Raw genomic sequence first — 22,700 nt, 5'->3', positions numbered from 1 at the left:
GAGCGGAGCGATGCGTGTTTCCCCAGCCGATGCGATGCCGAGCGAATCCACCTCGACACCGGGCGCTGCCGTCGGCCCGTTCACACGGGTCGTCGCGTGGTGCAGGCGTTGTACCGGCGCATGGCGCGCCGCGCGCCGGCGAGCGGCCGATCGCCGGCTGATGCAGGCGATGAACGCCCACGAGCTGCGAGACCTGGGCATCGGCCGGGGCGAGGCGCGGCACTGGGCCGACGCACCGCCCGTCGAGCGGCGCCGCTGAGGGCGCGGTCGGCCGGCCGCGTCGGAGGGTCTCGCCGTCCCCGGTCGTCCGGAGCGCCGGCCGGGGCCTACGCGGCGATGGCCGCGCGGTGCGTGGCCTGCAGTGTCGCGTCGCCCGTGCGGAAGGCCGCCACCGCGTCGATGAGATGGCGGGCCTGCTGCTGCAGGCTTTCCGCCGCGGCGGCGGATTGCTCGACCAGCGCCGCGTTCTGCTGCGTGGCGTGGTCCAGCTGCGTCACGGCCGTGTTGACCTGGCCGATGCCTTCGCTCTGTTCCGAGGCGGCGGCGGTCACCTCGCCGATGATGTCGGATACGCGCTGGACCGAGCTGACGATCTCCTGCATCGTCTTGCCGGCGTCGGCCACCAGGCGGGAGCCGGTATCGACCTTGTCGACCGAGGCGCCGATCAGCACCTTGATCTGCTTGGCCGCTTCGGCGCTGCGCTGGGCCAGCGTGCGCACCTCGCCGGCCACCACCGCGAAGCCGCGGCCCTGTTCACCGGCGCGGGCCGCTTCGACCGCCGCGTTCAGCGCGAGGATGTTGGTCTGGAACGCGATGCCGTCGATCGTGCCGATGATGTCGGCGATCTTCTGCGAGCTGGCCTGGATGTCGGCCATCGTCGAGACGACCTGCGACACCACGCTGCCGCCGCGCGCCGCCACGTCGGCGGCCGATGCGGCGAGCTGGTTGGCCTGGCGCGCCGAATCGGCGCTCTGCTTCACCGTGCCGGTGAGCTGCTCCATCGACGCGGCGGTCTGCTGCAGGTTGCTCGCGGTCTGCTCGGTGCGGCTCGACAGGTCGGCGTTGCCGGTCGAGACCTCGCTCGACGCCACCTGGATCGAATCGGCCGACTGGCGCACCTGCTGCACCATGTTGCGCAGGGCCGAGGTCATCTCGCCCAGGCTGCGCAGCAGCGAGGCCACTTCGTCGCGGCCGCTGGCCGTGATGCGCTGCGACAGGTCGCCGGCGGTGACGGCTTCGGCCGCGCGGGCGGCCTCGCTCAGCGGCCGCGTGATCGAGCGCGTCAGCAGCCAGGCCATCACGCCCCCCGCCAGCACGCACAGCACGCCCAGGGCGGCCAGGCTGGCGGCATCGCGGTCGGTCGTGTCGTCGAGCTGGCGCGCGGTGGCGTCGCTGGCCTGGCGCTGGTAGTCCAGGAAGGTCTCCATCGCGGCGATGTACTTCTCGGACGCAGGCAGGAAGACATCCTTGAACATGCGCTCGGCCTCGGCCGCGTCGCCGCCGTTCTTGACCTTGCGGATCGTGTCGCGCGACACCAGGAACTGCTTGCGGTGTTCCATCACCTTGGCGAAGAGCTGCTTTTCATCGTCGGAGGTCAGCAGCGTCTCGATCTGCTTGACCAACTCGTCGGAACGTGCGCTGGCCGCCTTGCTGGCCGCGGCGAAGAGCGCCTGCAGCTGCTCGTCGTCGCTGCGCGCCACCGCGGTCAGCCGCACCACGCCGTTGGCGACGTGGCGGAACCACTCGTTGGTCAGCCGCTCCTTGGTGACCGGCACGGCCATCATCGTGCGCGTCGAGTCGGCGGTGGCCTGCATGCGCCACACGCCGATGATCATCATCAGCGCCGTGAGGCACAGGATGGTGGCAAAACCGACGCCCAGGCGGGTGCCGATCCTCAGATTGGTCCAGTTCATACGTTCCCCAACGTCATGTGTGTGCGGACACCCTCTCTGTTACACGAAACGAGGGGCACCAGGGGCCTACTACGGCAGTTGGGGGCCATAACTTGAACTGCCAGAAGTGATGGCGGGCGGCGGTACGATGCGGCTCGCACTTCGGTTTGCCTTCTCCATGCCCACCGCGATCTCCGACCTGCACATCGCCCGCGCCGAACCGCTGCCCGAACCCCGCGCGCTGCGCGACGCCCTGCCGGCCGACGAGGCTGCGGCCGGGCACGTCGCGCGCTCACGCGAGGCGGTGCGCGCCATCCTGCGCGGCGACGACGACCGGCTGCTGGTCATCACTGGGCCGTGCTCGATCCACGAACCCGCCTCCGCGCTCGACTACGCCGAACGGCTGCAGCCGCTGGCCGAACGGCTGAAGGGCGAGCTGCTGGTGGTGATGCGTGTGTACTTCGAGAAGCCGCGCACCCGCATGGGCTGGAAGGGCCTGATCTACGACCCCGCGCTCGACGGCAGCGGCGACATCGGCCAGGGCCTGCACGAAGCGCGCAAGCTGCTGCTGGCCTGCGCGCGCATGGGCATGCCCACCGCGTCGGAGATCCTCGACCTGGTGACGCCGCAGTACTACGCCGAGCTGCTGGCCTGGGGCGCCATCGGCGCGCGCACCGTGGAGAGCCCGCTGCACCGGCAGATGGCCTCGGCGCTGTCGGCGCCGGTGGGCTTCAAGAACACCACGCACGGCGGGCTGGCCGCGGCCATCGACGCCATCCACGTCGCGATGCAGCCGCACACCTTTCCATCCGTGTCGCTCGAGGGCCAGGCCGTGGCCGTGACGACCACCGGCAACCCCGACGGCCACCTCATCCTGCGCGGCGGCAGCGACGGGCCCAACTACGACGCCGCCAGCGTGGCGCGGGCCGCGAAGGCGCTGCGCGACGCGGGCCTGCCCGAGCGCGTGGTGATCGACTGCAGCCACGGCAACAGCAGCAAGGACTACACGCGCCAGCCGCTGGTGGCCGCCGACGTGGCCGCGCAGGTGGCGGCCGGCTCGCCCGTACCCTGTGGCGTGATGCTGGAGAGCTACCTCGTCGAGGGCCGGCAGGACCTCCGCCACGGCCGCGAGGGCCTGCGCTACGGCCAGAGCGTGACCGACGCCTGCATCGGCTGGGACGCCACCGTCGGCGTGCTGCAGGGCCTGGCCGAGGCGGTCGCGCAGCGCCGCCGGGTGAATCACCGAGACTCCTGACCATGACGACGACTGCATCCCTGGACACCCTGCGCGCGGCGTTTGCCGGCCGGCTGCTGACCGACGCCGGCGACATAGCGCCCTTCCTCACCGACTGGCGCGGCAAGTGGACCGGCGCCGCGATCGCCGTGGCGCAGCCCGACACGGCCGCCGACGTGGCCGCCGTGGTGCGCTGGTGCCACGCGCACCGCGTGCCGGTCGTGCCGCAGGGCGGCAACACGGGCCTGTCGGGCGGCGCGACGCCCGATGCCAGCGGCCGCGCGCTGGTGCTGTCGCTCGCGCGGCTCAACAGGGTGCGCCACGTCGACGTGCAGAACAACACGTTGGAAGTGGAAGCCGGGGTCACGCTGCTGCAGGTGCAGGAGGCCGCGCGCGAGGCCGGGCGGCTCTTCCCGCTCAGCCTGGCCGCGCAGGGCACCTGCACGATCGGCGGCAACCTGGCCACCAACGCCGGCGGCGTGCAGGTGCTGCGCTACGGCAATGCGCGCGAGCTGTGCCTGGGGCTGGAAGTGGCCACCGCCGAGGGCGAGCTGTGGAGCGGCCTGCGCGGGCTGCGCAAGGACAACACCGGCTACGACCTGCGCGACCTCTTCATCGGCAGCGAAGGCACGCTGGGCGTCATCACCGCCGCGGTGCTCAAGCTCTTTCCGCAGCCGGCGGCGCGCGCGGTGGCCTTCGTCGCGGTGCCGTCGCCGGCGCAGGCGGTCGAGCTGCTGCAGCTGGCGCAGGCGAGGCTCGCATCGTCGCTCACGGCCTTCGAGCTGATCAGCGACACCTGCATCGGGCTGGTGATGAAGCACGTGCCGGGCAGCCGCCGGCCGCTGGCCGATGCGAGCCCGTGGTACGTGCTGCTGGAGATCAGCGACGCCCACGACGAGGCGCATGCCAACGAGGCGCTGGAAGGCCTGCTCGAAGCGGCGCTGGAGGCGGGGCTGGCGACCGACGCGGCGCTGTCGACCTCGCTCGCGCAGTTCGAGCAGCTGTGGGCGCTCCGCGAGAACATCTCCGAATCGCAGGGGGCCGAAGGCAAGACGATCAAGCACGACATCGCGCTGCCGATCTCGCGCATCCCGGCCTTCGTCGAAGCGACCGACGCCGCGATCGCCGCGGCCTTCCCGGGCCTGCGCATGGTCGTCTTCGGCCACCTCGGCGACGGCAACCTGCACTACAACGTCTCGCCGCCCGAAGGCCGCACGGGCCCCGAGCACGCGGCTGCGTTCGTCGCGCTCGAAGGCCCTTTGAACCAACTCGTGCACGACGCCGTCGCCGCCGCCGGCGGCTCCATCTCGGCCGAGCACGGCCTGGGCGTGCTGCGCCGCGACGAGGCGGCGCGCTACAAGTCGCCGGTGGAGCGGCGCATGCAGCAGGCGGTCAAGCAGGCGCTGGATCCGCTGGGGTTGATGAATCCGGGGAAGGTGCTGGGCTGACGTGCGGGCGTCGAAGCGCTGGAAGGGCGGTTCGGTGGCCCGCGCGCCGCGACCGCCGCAAGGCGTGGGGGCCCGTGTACCCGCGACCCCCGACGCAGCGCGTTGGCTCGACGGCATGCCTCGATTCGCGGCATGGACCGTGGCGTCGGGCGGCTTCGGTGCCACGCTGGGCCTGTTGGCTGCGGGCGCGTTCTCCATCGGCCGCGGCGTGATGCCGGAGTTCGGCGGCGAAGAGTGGCTGTCGCAGTTCTTGAAGCTCGGGCTGGCTTGCGGCGCTGTGATATGGCTGCTCGCCGCCGGCGTGCTTGCCGATGTGTGGGTGTGTCGCGAGCTGTGGTTTCCTCGATGGCCGTCGGCCACCGCTGCGCGCATGGTCCGCAGGTATGCAATGCGCCAGTCTCTTGTGCTGCTGCTGTTCGGCGGGCTTTTTGGCGTGGTCGTTCTATATGCGAGCAGGTACGCGGGCCTGGCCGCCATGGCCTGCATGGTGTTTGTCGGGCGCGTCGTGTATGCGGTCTTGCACCGGGGCCGACCCCTGCACGGGTCAGCAGACCGCTGGGACCGTTTCCACAGCCAAGCTTTGTTCTTTCTGCTGCCAGTGCTGCCGCTGGCAGCGCTTGTGGTCGTGATCGCATCGCTCGTGAGCATCGTCGGATCGCGCGGCCAAGACTGGTCGAATCACGAGATCCTGTTGCTGATCGTCGGGCTGAGCGCAGGGCTGGCGCTGCTGCATGCCGTCGTGATCGTCGCTGCGCATGGGGAACGGGGACTTCGGTGGGCGGGCATCCGGCCGACGTTGGTGATCGCGGGGGGCGTGGCAGCGATCGTGGCCACGTCGCTGGCCCCGGAGCTGATGCGTGCTGCCGCTCTGGGCAACCTGCAGCAGGCATGCTTGGTCGTCGAACCGGTAGTAGCGCGTCACATTGAACGCTGGTTGATGCCCGCAGAGCATTCGTCTCCCTGCTCCATGCCCACAGCGCCCGAACTTCGCGTGATCGAGGTGGACGTCGTGTCGCGCCTCGGCGCACAGTACACGCTCGCGGCCTCAGGGCGTCTTGAAGCCCAGCCCAACGGCCGCTGTGCGCCTTTGCATCGGACGGGCGTGCGGGTTGCGCAGCCTGGCGTGCAGGCCCCTGCATCGGCACGCGGCCAGCAGCTTTTCCCCTGCATCGACATCCCCCGCGACGCCGTCAAGCTCGTCCTGCGCTGAAGCGCAGAATCTCCGCCGGGGCCGTCGAATCCGCTGTCCCTCGTTCGTCGTGCCTTCGAACGCGGTCCGATCGGGCCGCGTGTCCACCCCACGCGAGGAGCGCGCAAATGATCGTGATGCCTTATCTCTTCTTCAACGGCCGTTGCGAAGAGGCGATGAACTTCTATTCGCAGGCCATCGGCAGCCCCATCGACATGCTGATGCGCATCAAGGATTCGCCCGAGCCGCCGCCGCCCGAGTGCGCGCCGCCCGGCAGCGAGAACCTGGTGATGCACGCCAGCATGCACATCGGCAAGGACACGGTCCTGATGGCCAGCGACGACCCGAGCGGGCAGGCCAAGGGCTTCCAGGGCTTCTCGCTGTCGATCACCGTCGACGACGAGGCCGCCGCCGGCCGCCTCTACGCGGCGCTGTCGGCCGGCGGCACGCCGGTGATGCCGCTGGGCAAGACCTTCTGGTCGCCGTGCTTCGGCATGCTGACCGACAAGTTCGGCGTGGGCTGGATGGTCACGGTGCCCGGCGAAGGCTGACAAGGCCGCCTCACCCCGGCCGCTTCCGCCCCGCCACCAGCACGGCGGCCTGCACGCGCGAGCTCAGGTCGAGTTTGCGCAGGATGTGCTGCACGTGGATCTTGACCGTGGTCTCGGCGATGCCCAGCGCGCGCGCGACCTCCTTGTTGCTCGCGCCGCCCGCGATCTCGTCGAGGATTTCGCGCTCGCGCGGCGACAGCTGCGCCAGCGGGTCGGCCGGCGGCGGGGCCGGCGGACCGGCCGCGGGCCCGGGCGCCTGCAGCGACTGGAACGCGCTGGCCAGCTTGTCCGTCATCTCGGGGCTGATGGTCGACTGGCCGCGCAGCGCGCGTTCGATCGCGCCGACCAGCATCTCGGTGTCCACGGTCTTCAGCAGGTAGCCGTGCGCTCCGCGCTGCAGCGCGCGGGCCAGCGTGTCGGCATCCTCGCTGACGGTCAGCATCAGCACCCGCGCGCGCGGCGCGGCCTCGCGCAGGCCCTGCAGCGCGTCGATGCCCGATACGCCGGGCAGGTGGTGGTCCAGCAGCACCAGGTCGGGCTGCAGTGCGGCCGCGAGGCGGATCGCGTCGCCCGCGTCGGGCGCCTCGCCGACGACTTCCATCTGCGGCTGCGCGGCCAGCAGGGCGGTCAGCCCGCGCCGGAACAGCGTGTGGTCGTCGACGACGAGCAGGCGGGTCGGGGGCGCGGCCTGTTCAGGCATGGGCGGCAACGTTCTCGAGCCCGGCCGCAGCCTGCAGCGGGGGCAGCGTCAGCGTGACAGTGGTGCCGGCGCCCGGCGTGTTCTCGATCTCGAGTGCCGCGTCGATGCGGGCGGCGCGCTCGCGCATGATGCGCAGCCCGACGTGGGTCTCGTCGGACGTCAGCGCCGCGTCGCCGATGCCGCGGCCGTCGTCGCGGACCGAGACGATCCAGCGCGGCGACTGCTGCACCTCCACCCACACGCGGCCCGCCCGGGCGTGCTTGCGCACGTTCGACAACGCTTCCTGCACGACGTGCAGCACCTGCACCTGCACGTCCGGCGGCAGCGCCATGCCCTCGCCGGTGACGGTGAGCTGCGCCGGCAGGCCGGTCTGGTGCTCGAACTTGGTCAGCGTGGTGCGCAGCGCGGGCACGATGTCCTCGGCGTTGGTGCGGGTGCGGAAGTGCAACAGCAACTCGCGCACGTCCGAGAGGCTCTCGCGCACGCCGGTGTCGAGCTCGGCGAGCCGGTGGTCCACGACGCGGCTCGGCACGCCCCGGCCGATCTCGTCGCGCAGCAGCCCGGCCTGGATCTTCAGGAACGACAGGCCCTGGGCGATGGAATCGTGCAGCTCGCGGGCGAGCAGGCCGCGCTCCTCGGCCACGGCGGCCTCGCGCTGCAGCGCATCGGCGCGCAGGCCTTCCATCGCACCGGCCAGGTGGCTGGCCAGCGTGTCGAGCAGTGCGCGGTCGTCGGGGTGCAGCGTCACGGGGTGGCGGTAGAACAGGTCGATCTCGCCCAGCAGGCGCTCGTTCAGGCGCACCGGCACGCTGACGAGCTGCGCGAAGCCGGCACGCGCGCAGAGCCCGGCGCCGTGCGCGGCCGACGGGCCGGTGCGCAGATCCTGCAGGGGGAACACGCGGGTGTGTGCGTCGCCGGGCGCCTGCCCGCACAGGCAGCCGCCGGTGGGCAGGCAGTGCTCCGCCTCGACCAGCGGCTCCGGCAGGCCGTCGGACGCCAGCAGCACGTAGCGCCGGTTGTGCTCATCGGACCAGCGCACCGCGGCCGCGTCGGCGCGGGCGACGCGGCACAGCTGGCCGGCGAAGCCGTGCGCCAGCGCCTGCAGCGTGTCGGCCTGCGCAGCGAAGGCGGCCGCCTCGTACAGCGCCGCGAGCCGGGCGCGTTCGGTCTCGAGGTGCTCGGTCTTCACCTGCACGCGGCGCTCGAGGCTGCCGTACAGGCTCTGCAGCCGCTCGGCCATGCGGTTGAAGCCTTCGGCGACGGCGCCGAACTCGTCGTTGCCGGCCACCGCCACGCGCGCCGCCAGATCGCCCGACTCGACGCGGGCCAGCCCCTCCTGCAGCCGTGCCAGCGGGCTGAAGACGAGCAGTTGCGCGGCATACAGCAGGGCGACCGCGGCCGCCACGGCCAGCGCCATCATCGCGAATTGCGCGCTGTTGAGCAGCGTCGTCCAGCGCGCGAGCTGGCGTTCGATCGCGCCGACGAACCGGTCGATCGACGCGACGAAGGCCTCAGCCTGGCGCGCGGTGGCCTCGGGGCCGAGGCGGCCGGCCGGGGCCTGCCAATCGGCGCGCAGCTGGCGCCAGCGCTGCTCCACGGCGGCCAGCGCCTGCAGCGAGGCGGCATCACGCGGCACCGCGAGCGGGCGCGCCGGGTCGCCGCGGCGCAGCAACGCGAGGCTGGCGTCGAAGCGTTCGACCACCGGCGCTGCCGCGGCCGGGCCGTCGGCGGCCAGCGCCTGCGCGATGCGCCAGGTCTGCATGCGCATGCGCCCGGCTTCGTTGACGGCCGCCGCGCCGCCCTCGAGCTGCCAGGTCACCCACAGCGTGAGGCCGATCGCGGCCAGCGCCAGCAGCAGCATCGTGCAGCCGATGGCGCCGAACTTCGCCGCCAGCGTCCGGCGGGCCGGGCGCTCCGGGGCGTTCATCGCGCCGCGCGGTGCGGCGGGGCCGAGCCGTCGGAGAGGGCCGTGCGATGCGCTGCGGAGGAGGTGCGTGGTTTCACTTCGGCGCCCGGAGGGAAGGCCGGCCGATTGTGGGGCGGGCCGGGGCGGCGGGATGTGATCTGGATCAAGGCGGGGGCGGCAGGTAGGGGCCCGTGCCCGCGTGCCCGGCCTCGCCGGCGGCGATGAAGCGGCCGCTCGCGACGTCGAACACATGGACCATGCCGTCCTCGATCACGTAGTGCCAGCCATGCAAGGTCAGGAGGCCGGCCTCGACGCGCTCGCGCACCATCGGGTAGTCCATCAACCGTTCGAGCTGCAGCACGACGGCGCGCTGCTCGGTGCGGCGCAGCGCCTCGGGGCCGGGCTCGGCGACCGGCAGCGCGGCCTCGCGGCCCAGTTCGAGCCAGGCCGCGAGGTTGCGCGCGGCGGGCGGCACGCCGCCATACAACGCACGGATGCCGCCGCAGTGGCTGTGGCCACAGACGATGATGCGCCGGACCTGCAGGTTCAGCACCGCGAACTCGATCGCGGCGGACGTGCCGTGGTAGCCCACCCAGCGCTGGGCCGGCCCGGCGTCCGGGGGGCTGTCCACCATGCCGTCGTAGGGCGGCACGAACGCGGCGACGTTGCGCACCAGGAACAGCTCGCCCGGCCCGGCGCCGGTCAGCAGGTAGGGCACGACGCGTGAATCGCTGCAGCCGATGAACAGCGTCGCCGGGTGCTGGCCTTCGTCGACCAGCGCGCGGAAGTGCGCCTCGTGCAGCGGGAAGGCGTCGTCGTGGAAACGGCGCAGGCGCTGCAGCAGGTCGTCGTCGGGCATGGTGCCGTCGGCCGGGCGGCTACTTACTGCACGAGCGGCGTGGCGCTGCCGTCGAGGTCGACGCCGGCCAGGCGCGCGCGGCCTGCCAGCAGCCGCAGGTACTGCGACAGTGCGGTCGCGAAGCTCTGCTGGCGCAGAGACTGTGCCACCGCGCCCCGCACCTGCTCGAAGGCCGGCACCGTGCCCGGCCGGCGTTCAAGCACCTCCACCACGTGCAGCCCGAAGCGGCTGTGCACCAGGCGCGGCAGCACGCCGACCTCGGGCTGGCCGAACAGCTCGCGGGCGAATTCGGGCGCGCAGTCCTCGGCGGCGAGCCAGCCGAGCGCGCCGCCCTGCGCGCCGCTCGGGCAGTTGGAACTGGCGGCCGCCGCTGCGGCGAAGTGGTCGCCGGCCGTGCGTTCCTCGGGCGTGGTGTTGCGCACGTCGAGCAGGCAGGCCTCGGCCCGCCGGCGCAGGGCGTTGACGTCGACGCCCGGTGTCACGGCAAAGAGCACGTGGCGCGCGTGCACCCGCTCGCCGACCGCGTAACGCGCGGCATGGGCCGCATGGTGGCGGCGGCACGCGGCGTCCGAAGGCTCGGGCAGCTGCAGCGCCTCGTCGAGCAGGCGCTCGATCGCGGCGCCGGCCGCCTCGCTGGTCGCGCCGGCCCGCGGTGGCGGGTCGTCGGCCGCCAGCAGGCCGGCCTCGATCGCGGCCTGGCGCAGCAGCTCGGTGCAGGCGCGCTGGCGCAGCGCGGCGGTGTCGACGGGCTCGCCGTCGTCGACGAGCGGCACGCCGTTGACGTGCGGGCGGCCGGGGGCGGGATGGCTCATGCACCTTCTCCCTGGTGGGCACGCGGCTGCTGCGCCGCGGGCGGCAGGTTCAGCCGGCGCGCGCGCACCAGCTGGTAGGGCCGGAACAGGTAGGCGATCGAGGCCAGCCCGCTCCACACGTGCACCAGCCGGCTGAACGGGAACAGCAGGAAGATCGTCATGCCCAGCACCATGTGGACCTTGAACGGCCAGTCGATCGACTGCAGCGGTGCCGCGTCCGGCTGGAAGGTCACGATGCCCTGCGCCCAGTCGGCGAGGATCAGCATCGCGCTCGCGTCGGCGCGGTGGCCCCACGAGAAGGGCAGCGTCACCAGCCCCAGCACCAGCTGCACCCACAGGATCACGAGGATCGCCAGGTCGGTGCGGTGGCTGGTGAGGCGGATGCGCGGGTCGGTGATGCGCCGGTGCAGCAGGATCGTCAGCCCGATGAAGCACACGAGGCCGGCGACGCCGCCGCTGACGATCGCGAGCAGCTGCTTCTGCGGCGCGCTGATCAGCCAGCCGTACAGCGCGTGCGGCGTCAGCAGGCCGATCGTGTGGCCGACCAGCAGGAACAGGATCCCGATGTGGAACAGGTTGCTGCCCCAGCGCAGCTGGCGCGCGCGCAGCATCTGCGACGAGTCGCTCTTCCAGGTGTACTGGTCGCGGTCGAAGCGGGCCAGGCTGCCCATCAGGAACACCGCGAGGCAGACGTAGGGGTAGACGTTGAAGAGGAAGTTGTGGATGTGCTGTGCGAGCGGCATGGCAGGCTCCTCGAAGGTCAGCGGGCTGCCGCTGGCGGCGTGCGGCGCACGAGGTGGACGGGTTGCGGTTGGCCGGGGCCGGCCGGCACGGCCTGGCCCTGGGTGCTGCAGCCGCCGAACGCGGCGGGCTCCTCCCAGCTCGTGTCGAGCGGCTCGTCGTCGGCGCAGGCCCCGGCGTCACCCTCGGCGGCCGGTTCGCCGGCCAGCTCGAGCAGGGCCGCCAGCACCGCGGCGTAGTCGCTGCCGCGGCGCTGCAGGGCCGCGGCGATCGAGCGCAGGATGTGCGCGAACTCGCCGACGAAGGCGCGCGCCTCGCGTGCCGGCTGCGTCGAGGCGTACTCCAGCAGCACCGTCAGGTGGTCCGGCAGCTCGGCCGGGTCGAGCAGCAGGCCGGCCTGCTCGTAGGTCCGCACCAGGTCGACCATCGCCGGCCCGCGGTCGCGCGAATCGCCGTGCACATGCTCGAACAGGTGCAGCGCGGTGCCGCGGCCGCGGTCGAAGAGATCGACGTAGGCGGCCTCGGCGTCGAGGCCCTCCGCGAGCAGCCGGTCCATCAGCGCGTCGAGCTCGGCGCGGCGCGCGGCGCCGGCCGCACCCTCGGCGCGCAGCGCGGCATGCACGTCCGGCAGGCGGGCGCGCATCGCGGCGTCGGGGTAGCGCAGCAGGTGGGCCAGCGCGCGCAGCGTGAAGGTGATGTCTTGCGTGGTCGTCATCGCGCCGCTCCTCACAGGCTCGCCTTGATCGGGATGGTCCGCTTCTTCTCGCTGCCGAAGAGGCTGGTCTCGGTGACGCCTTCGCTGCAGCCGTTGCCGAAGCTGAAGCCGCAGCCGCCACGCACGTTGAACGCGTTCTCGGCGTACTCGCGGTGCGTGGTCGGGATCACGAAGCGGTCCTCGTAGTTCGCGATGGCCATCACCTGGTACATCGTCTCGACCTCGGCGGCCGTCATGCCGACCTGGCGGATCGCGGCGTCGTTCGGGACGCCGTCGACGTGCTTGCCGCGCTGGTAGGCCCGCATCGCGAGCAGGCGCTCGAGCGCGCGCACCACGGGCCGCGTGTCGCCGGCCGTCAGCAGGTTCGCCAGGTACTTGACGGGGATGCGCAGCTGGTTCACGTCGGGCAGCTCGCCGTTGGCGCCGACGTGTCCGGCGTTCGCGGCCGCGGTGATGGGCGACAGCGGCGGCACGTACCAGACCATCGGCAGCGTGCGGTACTCCGGGTGCAGCGGCAGGGCGACCTTCCAGTCCACCGCCATCTTGTAGACCGGGCTCGTGCGCGCGGCCGCGAGCCAGGCCTCGGGGATGCCGTCGCGCCGGGCCTGCTCGATCACGGCCGCATCGTTCGGGTCGAGGAAGATGTCGAGCTGAGCCTGGTAGAGCTCGCTGTCCTTCTCGACGCTCGCGGCCTGCTCGATGCGGTCGGCGTCGTAGAGCAGCACGCCGAGGTAGCGGATGCGGCCGACGCAGGTCTCCGAGCACACGGTGGGCTGGCCCGCCTCGATGCGCGGGTAGCAGAAGATGCACTTCTCGGCCTTGCCGCTCTTCCAGTTGTAGTAGATCTTCTTGTAGGGGCAGCCCGAGACGCACATGCGCCAGCCGCGGCACTTGTCCTGGTCGATCAGCACGATGCCGTCTTCCTCGCGCTTGTAGATGCTGCCGCTGGGGCAGCTCGCGACGCAGGCCGGGTTCAGGCAGTGCTCGCACAGCCGCGGCAGGTACATCATGAAGGTGTTCTCGAACTGGCCGTAGATGTCCTTCTGCACCTCGTCGAAGTTGACGTCCCTGCTGCGCTTGCTGAACTCGCCGCCGAGGATCTCCTCCCAGTTCGGGCCCCACTCGATCTTCTCCATGCGCTGCCCGGTGATCAGGCTGCGCGGGCGTGCGGTGGGCGCCGCCTTCATCTCCTTGGCGCTGTGCAGGTGCTCGTAGTCGAACGTGAAGGGCTCGTAGTAGTCGTCGATCTCCGGCAGGTTGGGGTTGGCGAAGATCTTCATCAGCAGCTGCCACTTGCCGCCCTGGCGCGGCACGATGGCGCCATCGGCCTTGCGCGTCCAGCCGCCGTTCCAGCGGTCCTGGTTCTCCCACTCCTTGGGATAGCCGATGCCGGGCTTGGTCTCGACGTTGTTGAACCAGGCGTATTCCACGCCGGGGCGGCTCGTCCAGACGTTCTTGCAGGTCACGCTGCAGGTGTGGCAGCCGATGCATTTGTCCAGGTTCAGGACCATGCCGATCTGTGCGCGGACCTTCATGGGGTGTCCTCCGTGGGGTGGGGGTGGTGGGTCGCGGGGCCGAACAGGAAGACCAGCGCGGAGGCCGGCTGCTGCGCGTGCACCGCATGCGGCGCGTGCGGTGCGATGTGGCACAGGTCGCCGGGCTGCATCGGCAGGCGGCGGCCCATGGTCTCGAACTCGAAGGCGCCGTCGAGGCACTGGATCACCAGGCGCCCGGGCACCTGGTGCATGGCCAGCGACTGGCCAGCGCGCAGCACCAGCCTGAAGATCTGCAGGCCGTCGGCCTGCACCAGCGTGTGCGAGCGCGCTTCGGCCAGCGCGGCGCCGAGCGGTGCGGCCGGGACGATCTCCCCGGCGGCGGCGTGGGGCAGGGCCATCGTGGTGTTCCTTGCGTGCCTCAGGGGTTCTCGCCCTGCGACTGGAAGGCCTGCGCCAGGTGGTCTGCGCGGGGCGTATCCAGCCAATCCACCTTCGCCATCTTGCGCACGACGACAAACTCGTCGCGGTTGGTGCCGATGGTCCCGTAGTAGTTGAAGCCGTAGCTGTACTGCGCGTAGCCGCCGATCATGTGCGTGGGCTTCAGCACGATGCGCGTCACCGAGTTGTGGATGCCGCCGCGCACGCCGGTGATCTCGCTGCCGGGCGTGTTGATGATCTTTTCCTGCGCGTGGTACATCATCACCATGCCGGGCTTGACGCGCTGGCTCACCACCGCGCGCACGGCCACCGCGCCGTTCAGGTTGAACATCTCCATCCAGTCGTTGTCCTCGATGCCGGCGCGCCGCGCGTCGTCCTCGCTGATCCACGCCACCGGGCCGCCGCGGTTCAGCGTCAGCATCAGCAGGTTGTCGGTGTAGGTGCTGTGGATGCCCCACTTCTGGTGCGGGGTGATGAAGTTGAGCTGGATCTCCGGGTGCCCGTTGGGCCGGATGCCCTGCATGCCGGCCGTGGCCTTCATGTCGACCGGCGGCCGGTAGCTGGAGAAGCCCTCGCCGAACGCGATCATCCAGGGGTGGTCCTGGTAGAACTGCTGGCGGCCGGTGAGCGTGCGCCAGGGGATCAGCTCGTGCACGTTGGTATAGCCGGCGTTGTAGCTGACCGTCTCGCTCTCGATGCCGCTCCAGGTCGGGGAGCTGATGATCTTGCGCGGCTGGGCCTGGATGTCGCGGTAGCGGATCTTCTCGTCCTCGCGGTAGAGCGCGAGGTGCCTGTGCTCGCGGCCGGTGGCCTTCTCCAGCGCCTCCCAGGCCTTCACCGCGACGTGGCCGTTGGTCTCCGGCGCCAGCTGCAGGATGACCTCGCAGGCGTCGATGTCGCTGACGATGCGCGGCCGACCCTGCGTCGGGCCGGGCTCCTGCACCACGCCGTTCAACTGGCCCAGCTGCTCGACCTCGGTGCCGGTTTTCCAGCCGATGCCCTTGCCGCCGTTGCCGAGCGTGTCCATCAGCGGGCCGAGCGCGGTGAAGCGGCCGTACAGGTTCGGGTAGTCGCGCTCGACCACCGTGACCTGCGGCGCGGTCTTGCCAGGGACCAGGTCGCACTCGCCCTTCTTCCACTCGGCCACGCCGTCCGGCTGGGCCAGCTCGGCCGGCGTGTCGTGCATCAGCGGCGTCAGCACGGTGTCGCGCTCGACGCCGAGGTGCCCGACGCAGACCTCGCTGAAGGCCTTCGCGAAGCCCTTGTAGATCTCCCAGTCGGAGCGCGATTCCCAGACCGGATCGACCGCGGCCGACAGCGGGTGGATGAACGGATGCATGTCGCTGGTGTTGAGATCGTTCTTCTCGTACCAGCTGGCGGTGGGCAGCACGACGTCGGAGTACAGGCAGGTCGTGCTCATGCGGAAGTCGAGCGTGACCAGCAGGTCGAGCTTGCCCTGGGGGGCCTCGGCGTGCCAGACGACTTCCTCCGGCTTCGAGTCGTCGCTGCCCAGGTCCTTGCCCTGCACGCCGTGCTCGGTGCCCAGCAGGTGCTTGCAGAAGTACTCGTGGCCCTTGCCGCTGGAGCCCAGCAGGTTGCTGCGCCAGACGAAGAGGTTGCGCGGCCAGTTCTCGGGCGCGTCCGGGTCCTCGCAGCTCATCTGCAGCGAGCCGTCCTGCAGGCCCTTGGCGACGTAGTCGCGCGGCGCGAGGCCGGCGTTGCCGGCCTGCGCGGCGATCAGCAGCGGATTGGTCTTGAGCTGCGGCGCGCTCGGCAGCCAGCCCATGCGTTCGGCACGCACGTTGTAGTCGATCATGCTGCCGCCGTACTGCGCGCGGTCGGCCAGCGGGCTGACGATCTCGCCGAGCCCCAGCTTCTCGTAGCGCCACTGGTCGGTGTGGGCGTAGAAGAAGCTGGTCGAGTTCTGCTGGCGCGGCGGGCGCGCCCAGTCGAGCGCGAAGGCCAGCGCCGTCCAGCCCGTCTGCGGCCGCAGCTTCTCCTGCCCGACGTAGTGCGCCCAGCCGCCGCCGCTCTGGCCGATGCAGCCGCACATCATCAGGAGGTTGATGACGCCGCGGTAGTTCATGTCGCAGTGGTACCAGTGGTTCATCGCCGCGCCGATGATCACCATCGACTTGCCGCGGGTCTTGTCGGCGTTGTCGGCGAACTCGCGCGCGACGGTGACGATCTGCTGCCGCGGCACGCCCGTGATGCGCTCGGCCCAGGCGGGTGTGTAGGGGGCGTTGTCGTCGTAGCTGGCGGCGCCCCGACCGGCAGAGCCGGTCGTTCCAGAATTCCCCAGGCCGCGGTCGATGCCGTAATGCGCGGCCTGCAGGTCGAAGACGGTGGCGACCCAGGCCTCGTGGTAGTCGCCCTCCTTGCCCAGGCGCAGGCGCACCGCCGGCACCTTGGCGCGGGTCACGTCGCCCTGCTGCTGCGGATTGGCGGTGAAGTTCGGCGTCGCGATGCCGCCGAAGTACGGGAAGCCCACGTCGACGGCCTCGGTCGCCTGTTCGCCGTCTTCCAGCACCGAGAGCTTGAGTGTCACCTCGGCGCCGTGGCGGGCCTCCTTGGCCTCCAGGTTCCAGCGGCCGGCGTCGTCGCGGCCTTCGGCGCCCCAGCGGAAGCCGATCGAGCCGTGCGGCAGCACCGCGCGGCCGCTGGTGTCGAAGGCGACCGTCTTCCACTCGGGGTTGTTCTGCTGCCCGAGCCTGCCGTTGAAGTCGCTCGCGCGCAGGTAGCGGTCGGGCACCTGGACGACGCTGCCGTCCGGCAGCGTGTGCGCCTTCAGCTTCACCAGCATCGGCAGGTCGGTGTAGCGGCGTGCGTAGTCGTCGAAGTAGGCGGACCGCCGCTCGAAGTAGAACTCCTTCAGCACGACATGGCCCATCGCCATCGCGAGCGCGGCGTCGGTGCCCTGCTGGGGGTGCAGCCACAGGTCGGCGAGCTTGGCGACCTCGCTGTAGTCGGGCGTCACCGCCACCGTCTTCGCGCCCTTGTAGCGGACCTCGGTGAAGAAGTGCGCGTCCGGGGTGCGCGTCTGCGGCACGTTGGAGCCCCAGGCGATGATGTAGTTCGCGTTGTACCAGTCGGCCGATTCGGGCACGTCGGTCTGCTCGCCCCAGACCTGCGGGCTGGCCGGCGGCAGGTCGCAGTACCAGTCGTAGAAGCTCATGCACACGCCGCCGAGCAGGCTCAGGTAGCGGCTGCCCGCGGCGTAGCTGACCATGCTCATCGCCGGGATCGGCGAGAAGCCGACGATGCGGTCGGGCCCGTGCCGCTTGATCGTGTAGACGTTGGCCGCGGCGACGAGCTGGTTGACCTCGTCCCAGCTCGACCGCACGAAGCCGCCCATGCCGCGCACGCCCTGGTAGTCGCGCCGCGCGGCGTCGTCCTGCACGATCGACGCCCAGGCCTCGACGGGCGATTTCGCGGCCTTCAACGCCGCGCGCCAGCGCTCGAGCAGCCGGCCGCGCACCATCGGGTACTTCACGCGGTTGGCGCTGTAGAGATACCAGCTGTAGCTCGCGCCGCGCGCACAGCCGCGCGGCTCGTGGTTGGGCATGTCCCAGCGGGTGCGCGGGTAGTCGGTCTGCTGCGTCTCCCAGGTGACGATGCCGCCCTTGACATAGATCTTCCACGAGCAGGAGCCCGTGCAGTTGACGCCGTGGGTCGAGCGCACGATCTTGTCGTGCGACCAGCGGCTGCGGTAGGCGTCCTCCCAGGTGCGGTCTTCGCCGGTGGTACGGCCGTGGCCGTCGGCGAAGGATTCCTTCGGCAGCCGGAAATGCGTCAGTCGGTCGAGGAAATGGCTCATGTCGGGGTTCTCTCAGCAGGGCATGGCCGCATCGCGGCGCGCGTAGCACCACCACGCGATGGCGACGCAGGCGAGGTAGAAGGCGCAGAAGATCCACAGGGCCGCCTCGGGCCCGCCGGTGGCGGCGATCGAGCTGCCGTAGCTCTTCGGGATGAAGAAGCCGCCGTAGGCACCGAAGGCGCCGGCGAAGCCGACCGCGGCGGCGCCGCGCACGTTGCCTTCCTTCAGCGCGGCGGCCTGGGCGGCGTCGTCCTTCGCGGCACCGCGCAGCGCGAGCTGGTTGAAGATCACCGGGATCATCCGGAAGGTCGAGCCGTTGCCGATGCCGGTGGTGACGAACAGCAGCAGGAACATCAGGAAGAAGCCCGTGAAGCTGCCGGCCGCGGGGCCGAAGGGCAGGGCCAGCGCGCCGGCGCCCTTGGGCAGGAAGTACAGGACGCCCAGCACCGCCAGCGCCATCACGAGGAAGTTCCACATCGTGACCACGCCGCCGCCGACCTTGTCGGACAGCCAGCCGCCGAAAGGCCGGACCACCGCGCCGACCAGCGGGCCGAGCCAGGCGTAGGCCAACGGGTTCACGGCCGGGAACTGGCTCTTGATCAGCAGCGGAAAGCCCGCCGCGAAGCCGATGAAGGAGCCGAAGGTGCCGAGGTAGAGCAGGCACATGATCCAGTTGTGCGGCTGCACGAAGATCGCGGCCTGTGCCGCGACCGAGGCCTTGGCGTCGGCGACGTCGTTCATCGCGAACCACGCGACGACCGAGACCAGCGCGATCCACGGCACCCAGATGAACGCGGCGTTCTGCATCCACACCTGCGTGCTCTGGCCGGCCTTGACGATCGTCTGCGGTTCGCCGCCGAAGACACCCAGCACCCCGACCGTGACGACGATCGGGCTCAGGAACTGCACCACCGAGACGCCGAGGTTGCCCAGGCCGGCGTTGACACCCAGCGCCGAGCCCTTGCGGTCCTTCGGGAAGAAGTAGCTGATGTTGGCCATGCTGGAGCTGAAGTTGCCGCCGCCCAGGCCGCACAGCAGCGCCAGCACCAGCATCGTCGGGTAGGGCGTCGACGGGTCCTGCACCGCGATGCCGATGCCGATCGCGGGGATCAGCAGCGTCGCGGTGGAGATCGCCGTCCAGCGCCGGCCGCCGACCAGCGGCACCATGAAGGAATAGAAGATGCGCAGCGTGGCGCCGCTGAGCGCCGGCGCGGCGGCCAGCCAGAAGAGCTGGTTGGTCGAGTACGCGAAGCCGAGGCCGGGCAGGCTGACCGCGACCACGCTCCACACCTGCCAGACGGCGAAGGCGAGGAAGAGCGCGGGCACCGAGATCCACAGGTTGAGCTTGGCGATGGCCTCGCCTTCCTGGGCCCAGAAGGCCTTGTCCTCCGGTGTCCAGATCGTCAGCGTGCGGCCGCGGCGCGGCGCGGCGAGCGGGGGGGTGTCCATGGGCGGTGCCTTTCGGGGGTTCAGGCAGCAGGGGTGGCCGCGGTGGCGCGCGGGCCCATCACCTCGGTGCGGCGCACCTCGGTCCAGTACATCCAGATCAGCGAGACCCACACCACGCCGTAGAGCAGCATGAAGGCGCTGGAGCGCACGCCCGTGAGGTCGACCAGCGCGCCGAAGAGGATGGGCAGCACGAAGCCGCCCAGCCCGCCGGCCAGGCCGACGATGCCGCTGATCGTGCCGATGTTGTGCGGGTAGTCGTCGCTGACGTACTTGAAGACGCTGGCCTTGCCGAACGCGAAGGCCACGCCCAGCACCGCCATCAGCGCGGTGAACGAGACGACGCCGAGGCCGAGGTGGAAGGTCTTCACGCCGTCGACGGTGGCGATGCGGAAGTCGGTCTGCGGGTAGCTGAGCAGGAAGAGGCAGATCCAGCTGACCCACATCACCCACCAGGTGACCTTGTGGGCGCCGTACCTGTCGGACAGCACGCCGCCGATCGCACGCAGCACGCCCCCGGGCAGCGAGAAGCAGGCGGCCAGCAGCGCGGCGACGCGGATGTCGAGCCCGTACTCGCCGACGTAGTACTGCACCATCCACAGTGCCAGCGCGACGTAGCCGCCGAAGACGATGGAGTAGTACTGGCAGTAGCGCAGCACGCGCGGGTCCTTCAGCGCCTTCAACTGGTCGGTGAAGCGCACGGTGCCGGGGACGCGGTGCGCCGGGTCGTCGGCGCTGAAGAGCCAGAACAGCACGACGGTGCCCGCCATCACGGCCGCGTAGACCTGCGGCACCAACGCCCAGCCGCCGGCCACCAGCAGCGCCGGCGCGATGAACTTGTTGACGGCCGATCCCGAGTTGCCGGCGCCGTACACGCCCATGGCCGTGCCTTGCCGCGCCTTCGGGAACCAGCGGGCGACGTAGGGCGTGCCGACCGAGAACGAGCCGCCGGCCAGGCCGACGAAGAGGCCGATCACGAGGAAGTGCCAGTACTGCGTCGCATAGGCCATCGCCCAGATCGCCGGCACGGTGGCGGCCATCAGCAGCGCCATCACGATGCGGCCGCCGTAGCGGTCGGTCCAGATGCCGAGCGGCACGCGCACCAGCGAGCCGGTGAGCACCGGCATCGCGGTCAGCAGGCCGAACTCGGTCGCGTTGAGGCCGAGCTGCTGCTTCAGCGGGATGCCGATGACGCCGAACATCATCCACACCATGAAGCAGACGGTGAAGGCCAGCGTGCTGACAGCCAGCACACGCCAGGCCTGGCGGGGGACGGGGGCGGCGGCGGCATCCATGCGCCGCACTGTCCGCCGGCGTGCCCCGTCGCACCATCCGCCGCGCGGCGCATCCGGCGGCGGCAGAGTGACGATGGCAGGCGGGACGGCCATCGTCCGGAAGAACTAGGAGCCGCAGGGAGCGGCGTGCGCTTGATGTGCGTCAAGCACCTTCGGCGGTGCCTGGCGGCGAGAGCGAGCCCGTCGGTCCCGTCACCGCATGGCGCGGTGGGCGCGTGCCTGCGTGCGCAGGTGGATGACCTGTGCCGCCAGCCCTGCCAGCAGGGCGACGAGCAGGAGGCCCTGCGCGCCGAGCAGGAGCGGGGATTGCAGGTCCGTCACCAGCGGGTGCCCGTCCGGAACGCGGCGCAGGATTTCGGTGACGGTCGGCAGCATCAGCAGGAAGGCGGTCAGTGTCAGCGTGACCGTCTCGACATACGCCTTCGCGCGGCCCCGCCCCGGGAGCAGCGCGGCGCCGTAGCCGACCAGCAGCAGCAGGAGCGTGACGCTGGCGATGGCGTAACCGACCGGCTGGTGCGCGACGAACACGACGGTGACGGCACCGATCAGCATCGAAACGAAGTAGGCCGCGCCTGCCTTCGAGCGCGGCACGATGCGGCCGTGGCGGGCGAACATGTACGCCGCCGCAGGAATGGCCGGCAGGCTGCCGAGCGTGTGGAGCCAGCCGAGGGGGGAAATGCCAAACATGTCGAGTTCCTTGTTCAAACCGTGGGATGCCCGTGGCAGCGGCGTTGCGGCCCGCTACGTCTTCCTGCCCGGCGCGGGCTTCTGGGGGTGCGGCGCGGCCAGCCGCTCGACGAGCGGGCCCGCCACCGCGTCGAAGATGGCCGGATCACCGTAGGCACGCGCCGAAATCATGGCGCCGTGCACCGTGGCCATGAGGGCCTGCGCTTCCGCCGCCGGACCGCCGTGCAGGCGGAACGCACGGCTGGACGCGCCCTTCGCCAGCACGCCTTCCAGCCAGGCCGACAGGCCGGTGAAATGCAGGCGCACTTCTTCCGCGACGTCGGCCGGCAAGGCCGGCGTTTCAGCCGCCAGCATCGCGCAGATGCAGATCGGCATCGTCCCGTCGCGGATGCATGCCGCCCACCAGCCGATGTAGGCCTCCAGGCAGGCCCGCGGCCCCATGCCGTTCGCCGCCAACGCGGCCATGCCTTCGGCGCCCGCCGCCCGATAACGCCGTACCAGGGTCAGCACGAGGTCCGACTTCTTCGGGAAGTGGTGATGGATGCTGGCCTTGGTGATGCCCACCTGCGCCGAGATGTCGGCGTAACTGAAGCCGTTGTAGCCGCCGGCGGCGATCAGGGCCTGCGCGCAGTCGAGGATGCGGCCGGCCTGCGGCGTGAGGTTCGTCTCCATGCCGGCAGCCTGCCTACTAGTTGGATGGTTGTCAAGCCGATCGCTGGCGGCGCATGAATTGATCCAGGCCCGCACGGGCCTCCAAGCTTTCGAAGGCCTGCTGTGCCAACCGGGCTTCCGCAGCGAACGCGTCGGTCAGCGGCAGGTGCTGCAGCGTCAGCGCGGCCTGCTTGATCACGCGCACCGCCGTCGGCCCCATGCCGGCGATGCGCCTGGCGTAGCCGAGCGCAGTCTCCATCAGGGCCTCGCGCGGGACCACCGCGTTGAGCAGGCCGATGCCGGCCAGCCGCTGCGCGGTGAAGCGTTCCGCCGTGAGCATCAGTTCCATGGCGATGGCGAACGGCAGCTGCCGGACCAGGCGGGTGAGGGTGCCGGCGGCGGGCACGAAGCCCATGCCCGCCTCGGGGAGCGAGAACACGGCGTCCGCCGAGGCGACGCGGATGTCCGTCGCGAGCATCAGCTCGAAGCCCCCGCCGAAGCACACGCCGTGGATGGCCGCCACTACCGGCTTGAAGTAGTCGCCCCGCTTCAGGTGCGCATCGTCCCAGCGCGAGATGTCGAAGCGGCCCTCGGCCAGCGCGGGAATCGACTCCGTCAGGTCCGCGCCGGCACAGAACGCCCGATCGCCGGCCCCCCTCAGCAGCACCACCCGGACCGCGTCGTCGTCACGCGCCCGCAGGAAGGCTCGGCCCAGGTCTTCGTACATCGCCAGGGTCATCGCGTTCAGCTTGTCCGGGCGGTCGATGCCGACATGCGCGATGGCGCCGTCGACGTGGTATCGGATGGCCATTGCGCCGGCGCC

General features: G+C 71.0%; 20 protein-coding genes. 5 read left to right on the top strand and 15 right to left on the bottom strand.

Going from position 1 to position 22,700, the window contains the following annotated elements:
- Positions 1-10 precede the first annotated feature (10 nt).
- Positions 11-259: a YjiS-like domain-containing protein gene (locus tag V4F39_RS05300; RefSeq protein WP_332288265.1), complete on the top strand. Its 249-nt coding sequence runs from the start codon at positions 11-13 to the stop codon at positions 257-259.
- A 67-nt stretch (positions 260-326) separates the two neighbouring features.
- On the opposite strand, the gene V4F39_RS05295 is transcribed toward V4F39_RS05300, so the two are convergent.
- On the bottom strand, positions 327-1,913 hold the full coding sequence (locus V4F39_RS05295; protein ID WP_332288264.1) for a methyl-accepting chemotaxis protein: 1,587 nt from the start codon (positions 1,911-1,913) through the stop codon (positions 327-329).
- Positions 1,914-2,070: 157 nt separating this feature from the next.
- On the opposite strand from V4F39_RS05295, the gene V4F39_RS05290 reads away from it, so the two are divergent.
- From V4F39_RS05290 to V4F39_RS05275, 4 genes are all read left to right on the top strand, one after another.
- On the top strand, positions 2,071-3,147 hold the full coding sequence (locus V4F39_RS05290; protein ID WP_332288263.1) for a 3-deoxy-7-phosphoheptulonate synthase: 1,077 nt from the start codon (positions 2,071-2,073) through the stop codon (positions 3,145-3,147).
- Between the two features lie 2 nt (positions 3,148-3,149).
- Positions 3,150-4,574, top strand: a complete 1,425-nt coding sequence (locus tag V4F39_RS05285) for an FAD-binding oxidoreductase (RefSeq protein WP_332288262.1) — start codon at positions 3,150-3,152, stop codon at positions 4,572-4,574.
- 115 nt (positions 4,575-4,689) lie between these two features.
- Positions 4,690-5,784 (top strand): hypothetical protein, encoded by a 1,095-nt coding sequence (locus V4F39_RS05280; protein WP_332288261.1) that lies wholly within the window; start codon positions 4,690-4,692, stop codon positions 5,782-5,784.
- Positions 5,785-5,891: 107 nt separating this feature from the next.
- On the top strand, positions 5,892-6,314 hold the full coding sequence (locus V4F39_RS05275) for a VOC family protein (RefSeq protein WP_332288260.1): 423 nt from the start codon (positions 5,892-5,894) through the stop codon (positions 6,312-6,314).
- A gap of 10 nt (positions 6,315-6,324) precedes the next feature.
- Here V4F39_RS05275 and V4F39_RS05270 read toward each other — a convergent pair whose 3' ends face one another.
- The 14 genes from V4F39_RS05270 to V4F39_RS05205 form a co-directional block, all read right to left on the bottom strand.
- Positions 6,325-7,014, bottom strand: a complete 690-nt coding sequence (locus V4F39_RS05270; RefSeq protein ID WP_332288259.1) for a response regulator — start codon at positions 7,012-7,014, stop codon at positions 6,325-6,327.
- The gene (locus tag V4F39_RS05265) at positions 7,007-8,941 is read right to left on the bottom strand and encodes a type IV pili methyl-accepting chemotaxis transducer N-terminal domain-containing protein (protein WP_332288258.1); all 1,935 of its coding nucleotides are present in this window, start codon (positions 8,939-8,941) and stop codon (positions 7,007-7,009) included. The genes V4F39_RS05270 and V4F39_RS05265 overlap by 8 nt, the downstream gene beginning before the upstream one ends.
- A 142-nt stretch (positions 8,942-9,083) precedes the next feature.
- The gene (locus V4F39_RS05260; protein ID WP_332288257.1) at positions 9,084-9,779 is read right to left on the bottom strand and encodes a carbonic anhydrase; all 696 of its coding nucleotides are present in this window, start codon (positions 9,777-9,779) and stop codon (positions 9,084-9,086) included.
- A 23-nt stretch (positions 9,780-9,802) separates the two neighbouring features.
- Entirely contained in the window at positions 9,803-10,591 is a 789-nt protein-coding gene (locus V4F39_RS05255) for a peptidylprolyl isomerase (protein WP_332288256.1), read from the bottom strand.
- The gene (narI, locus tag V4F39_RS05250) at positions 10,588-11,334 is read right to left on the bottom strand and encodes a respiratory nitrate reductase subunit gamma (RefSeq protein WP_332288255.1); all 747 of its coding nucleotides are present in this window, start codon (positions 11,332-11,334) and stop codon (positions 10,588-10,590) included. The genes V4F39_RS05255 and narI overlap by 4 nt, the downstream gene beginning before the upstream one ends.
- A 17-nt stretch (positions 11,335-11,351) precedes the next feature.
- Positions 11,352-12,047, bottom strand: a complete 696-nt coding sequence (gene narJ / locus V4F39_RS05245) for a nitrate reductase molybdenum cofactor assembly chaperone (RefSeq protein ID WP_332288254.1) — start codon at positions 12,045-12,047, stop codon at positions 11,352-11,354.
- An 11-nt stretch (positions 12,048-12,058) separates the two neighbouring features.
- On the bottom strand, positions 12,059-13,582 hold the full coding sequence (gene narH / locus V4F39_RS05240; protein WP_332288253.1) for a nitrate reductase subunit beta: 1,524 nt from the start codon (positions 13,580-13,582) through the stop codon (positions 12,059-12,061).
- Complete coding sequence (locus V4F39_RS05235) at positions 13,579-13,941, bottom strand: cupin domain-containing protein (protein WP_332288252.1); 363 nt, start codon at positions 13,939-13,941, stop codon at positions 13,579-13,581. Before V4F39_RS05235 ends, narH begins: the two co-directional genes overlap by 4 nt.
- A gap of 20 nt (positions 13,942-13,961) precedes the next feature.
- On the bottom strand, positions 13,962-17,798 hold the full coding sequence (locus V4F39_RS05230) for a nitrate reductase subunit alpha (protein ID WP_332288251.1): 3,837 nt from the start codon (positions 17,796-17,798) through the stop codon (positions 13,962-13,964).
- A 12-nt stretch (positions 17,799-17,810) separates the two neighbouring features.
- Positions 17,811-19,247: an MFS transporter gene (locus V4F39_RS05225; RefSeq protein ID WP_332288250.1), complete on the bottom strand. Its 1,437-nt coding sequence runs from the start codon at positions 19,245-19,247 to the stop codon at positions 17,811-17,813.
- 20 nt (positions 19,248-19,267) lie between these two features.
- Entirely contained in the window at positions 19,268-20,539 is a 1,272-nt protein-coding gene (locus tag V4F39_RS05220) for an MFS transporter (RefSeq protein ID WP_332288249.1), read from the bottom strand.
- A 192-nt stretch (positions 20,540-20,731) separates the two neighbouring features.
- A complete protein-coding gene (locus V4F39_RS05215; RefSeq protein ID WP_332288248.1) occupies positions 20,732-21,244 on the bottom strand; it encodes a hypothetical protein in 513 nt (170 codons plus the stop codon).
- Between the two features lie 36 nt (positions 21,245-21,280).
- The gene (locus V4F39_RS05210; protein ID WP_332288247.1) at positions 21,281-21,898 is read right to left on the bottom strand and encodes a TetR/AcrR family transcriptional regulator; all 618 of its coding nucleotides are present in this window, start codon (positions 21,896-21,898) and stop codon (positions 21,281-21,283) included.
- Between the two features lie 31 nt (positions 21,899-21,929).
- Positions 21,930-22,688, bottom strand: a complete 759-nt coding sequence (locus tag V4F39_RS05205) for an enoyl-CoA hydratase/isomerase family protein (RefSeq protein ID WP_332288246.1) — start codon at positions 22,686-22,688, stop codon at positions 21,930-21,932.
- Positions 22,689-22,700 lie beyond the last annotated feature (12 nt).

Origin of the sequence: Aquincola agrisoli (assembly GCF_036621135.1) — a bacterium.
Classification (GTDB): domain Bacteria; phylum Pseudomonadota; class Gammaproteobacteria; order Burkholderiales; family Burkholderiaceae_C; genus Aquincola; species Aquincola agrisoli.
Note: the sequence above shows the minus strand (reverse complement) of the source record. Positions and strands in the feature narration are given on the sequence as shown.

Bases quoted from the DNA above. Each gene is read 5' to 3' on its own strand.
- narH (WP_332288253.1), bottom strand. From the start codon at position 13,582: ATGAAGGTCCGCGCACAGATCGGCATGGTCCTGAACCTGGACAAATGC.
- V4F39_RS05300 (WP_332288265.1), top strand. From the start codon at position 11: ATGCGTGTTTCCCCAGCCGATGCGATGCCGAGCGAATCCACCTCGACA.
- V4F39_RS05270 (WP_332288259.1), bottom strand. From the start codon at position 7,014: ATGCCTGAACAGGCCGCGCCCCCGACCCGCCTGCTCGTCGTCGACGAC.
- narJ (WP_332288254.1), bottom strand. From the start codon at position 12,047: ATGACGACCACGCAAGACATCACCTTCACGCTGCGCGCGCTGGCCCAC.
- V4F39_RS05225 (WP_332288250.1), bottom strand. From the start codon at position 19,247: ATGGACACCCCCCCGCTCGCCGCGCCGCGCCGCGGCCGCACGCTGACG.
- V4F39_RS05255 (WP_332288256.1), bottom strand. From the start codon at position 10,591: ATGAGCCATCCCGCCCCCGGCCGCCCGCACGTCAACGGCGTGCCGCTC.
- V4F39_RS05220 (WP_332288249.1), bottom strand. From the start codon at position 20,539: ATGGATGCCGCCGCCGCCCCCGTCCCCCGCCAGGCCTGGCGTGTGCTG.
- V4F39_RS05290 (WP_332288263.1), top strand. From the start codon at position 2,071: ATGCCCACCGCGATCTCCGACCTGCACATCGCCCGCGCCGAACCGCTG.
- narI (WP_332288255.1), bottom strand. From the start codon at position 11,334: ATGCCGCTCGCACAGCACATCCACAACTTCCTCTTCAACGTCTACCCC.
- V4F39_RS05205 (WP_332288246.1), bottom strand. From the start codon at position 22,688: ATGGCCATCCGATACCACGTCGACGGCGCCATCGCGCATGTCGGCATC.
- V4F39_RS05285 (WP_332288262.1), top strand. From the start codon at position 3,150: ATGACGACGACTGCATCCCTGGACACCCTGCGCGCGGCGTTTGCCGGC.
- V4F39_RS05210 (WP_332288247.1), bottom strand. From the start codon at position 21,898: ATGGAGACGAACCTCACGCCGCAGGCCGGCCGCATCCTCGACTGCGCG.
- V4F39_RS05265 (WP_332288258.1), bottom strand. From the start codon at position 8,941: ATGAACGCCCCGGAGCGCCCGGCCCGCCGGACGCTGGCGGCGAAGTTC.
- V4F39_RS05295 (WP_332288264.1), bottom strand. From the start codon at position 1,913: ATGAACTGGACCAATCTGAGGATCGGCACCCGCCTGGGCGTCGGTTTT.
- V4F39_RS05230 (WP_332288251.1), bottom strand. From the start codon at position 17,798: ATGAGCCATTTCCTCGACCGACTGACGCATTTCCGGCTGCCGAAGGAA.
- V4F39_RS05260 (WP_332288257.1), bottom strand. From the start codon at position 9,779: ATGCCCGACGACGACCTGCTGCAGCGCCTGCGCCGTTTCCACGACGAC.
- V4F39_RS05275 (WP_332288260.1), top strand. From the start codon at position 5,892: ATGATCGTGATGCCTTATCTCTTCTTCAACGGCCGTTGCGAAGAGGCG.
- V4F39_RS05280 (WP_332288261.1), top strand. From the start codon at position 4,690: ATGCCTCGATTCGCGGCATGGACCGTGGCGTCGGGCGGCTTCGGTGCC.
- V4F39_RS05235 (WP_332288252.1), bottom strand. From the start codon at position 13,941: ATGGCCCTGCCCCACGCCGCCGCCGGGGAGATCGTCCCGGCCGCACCG.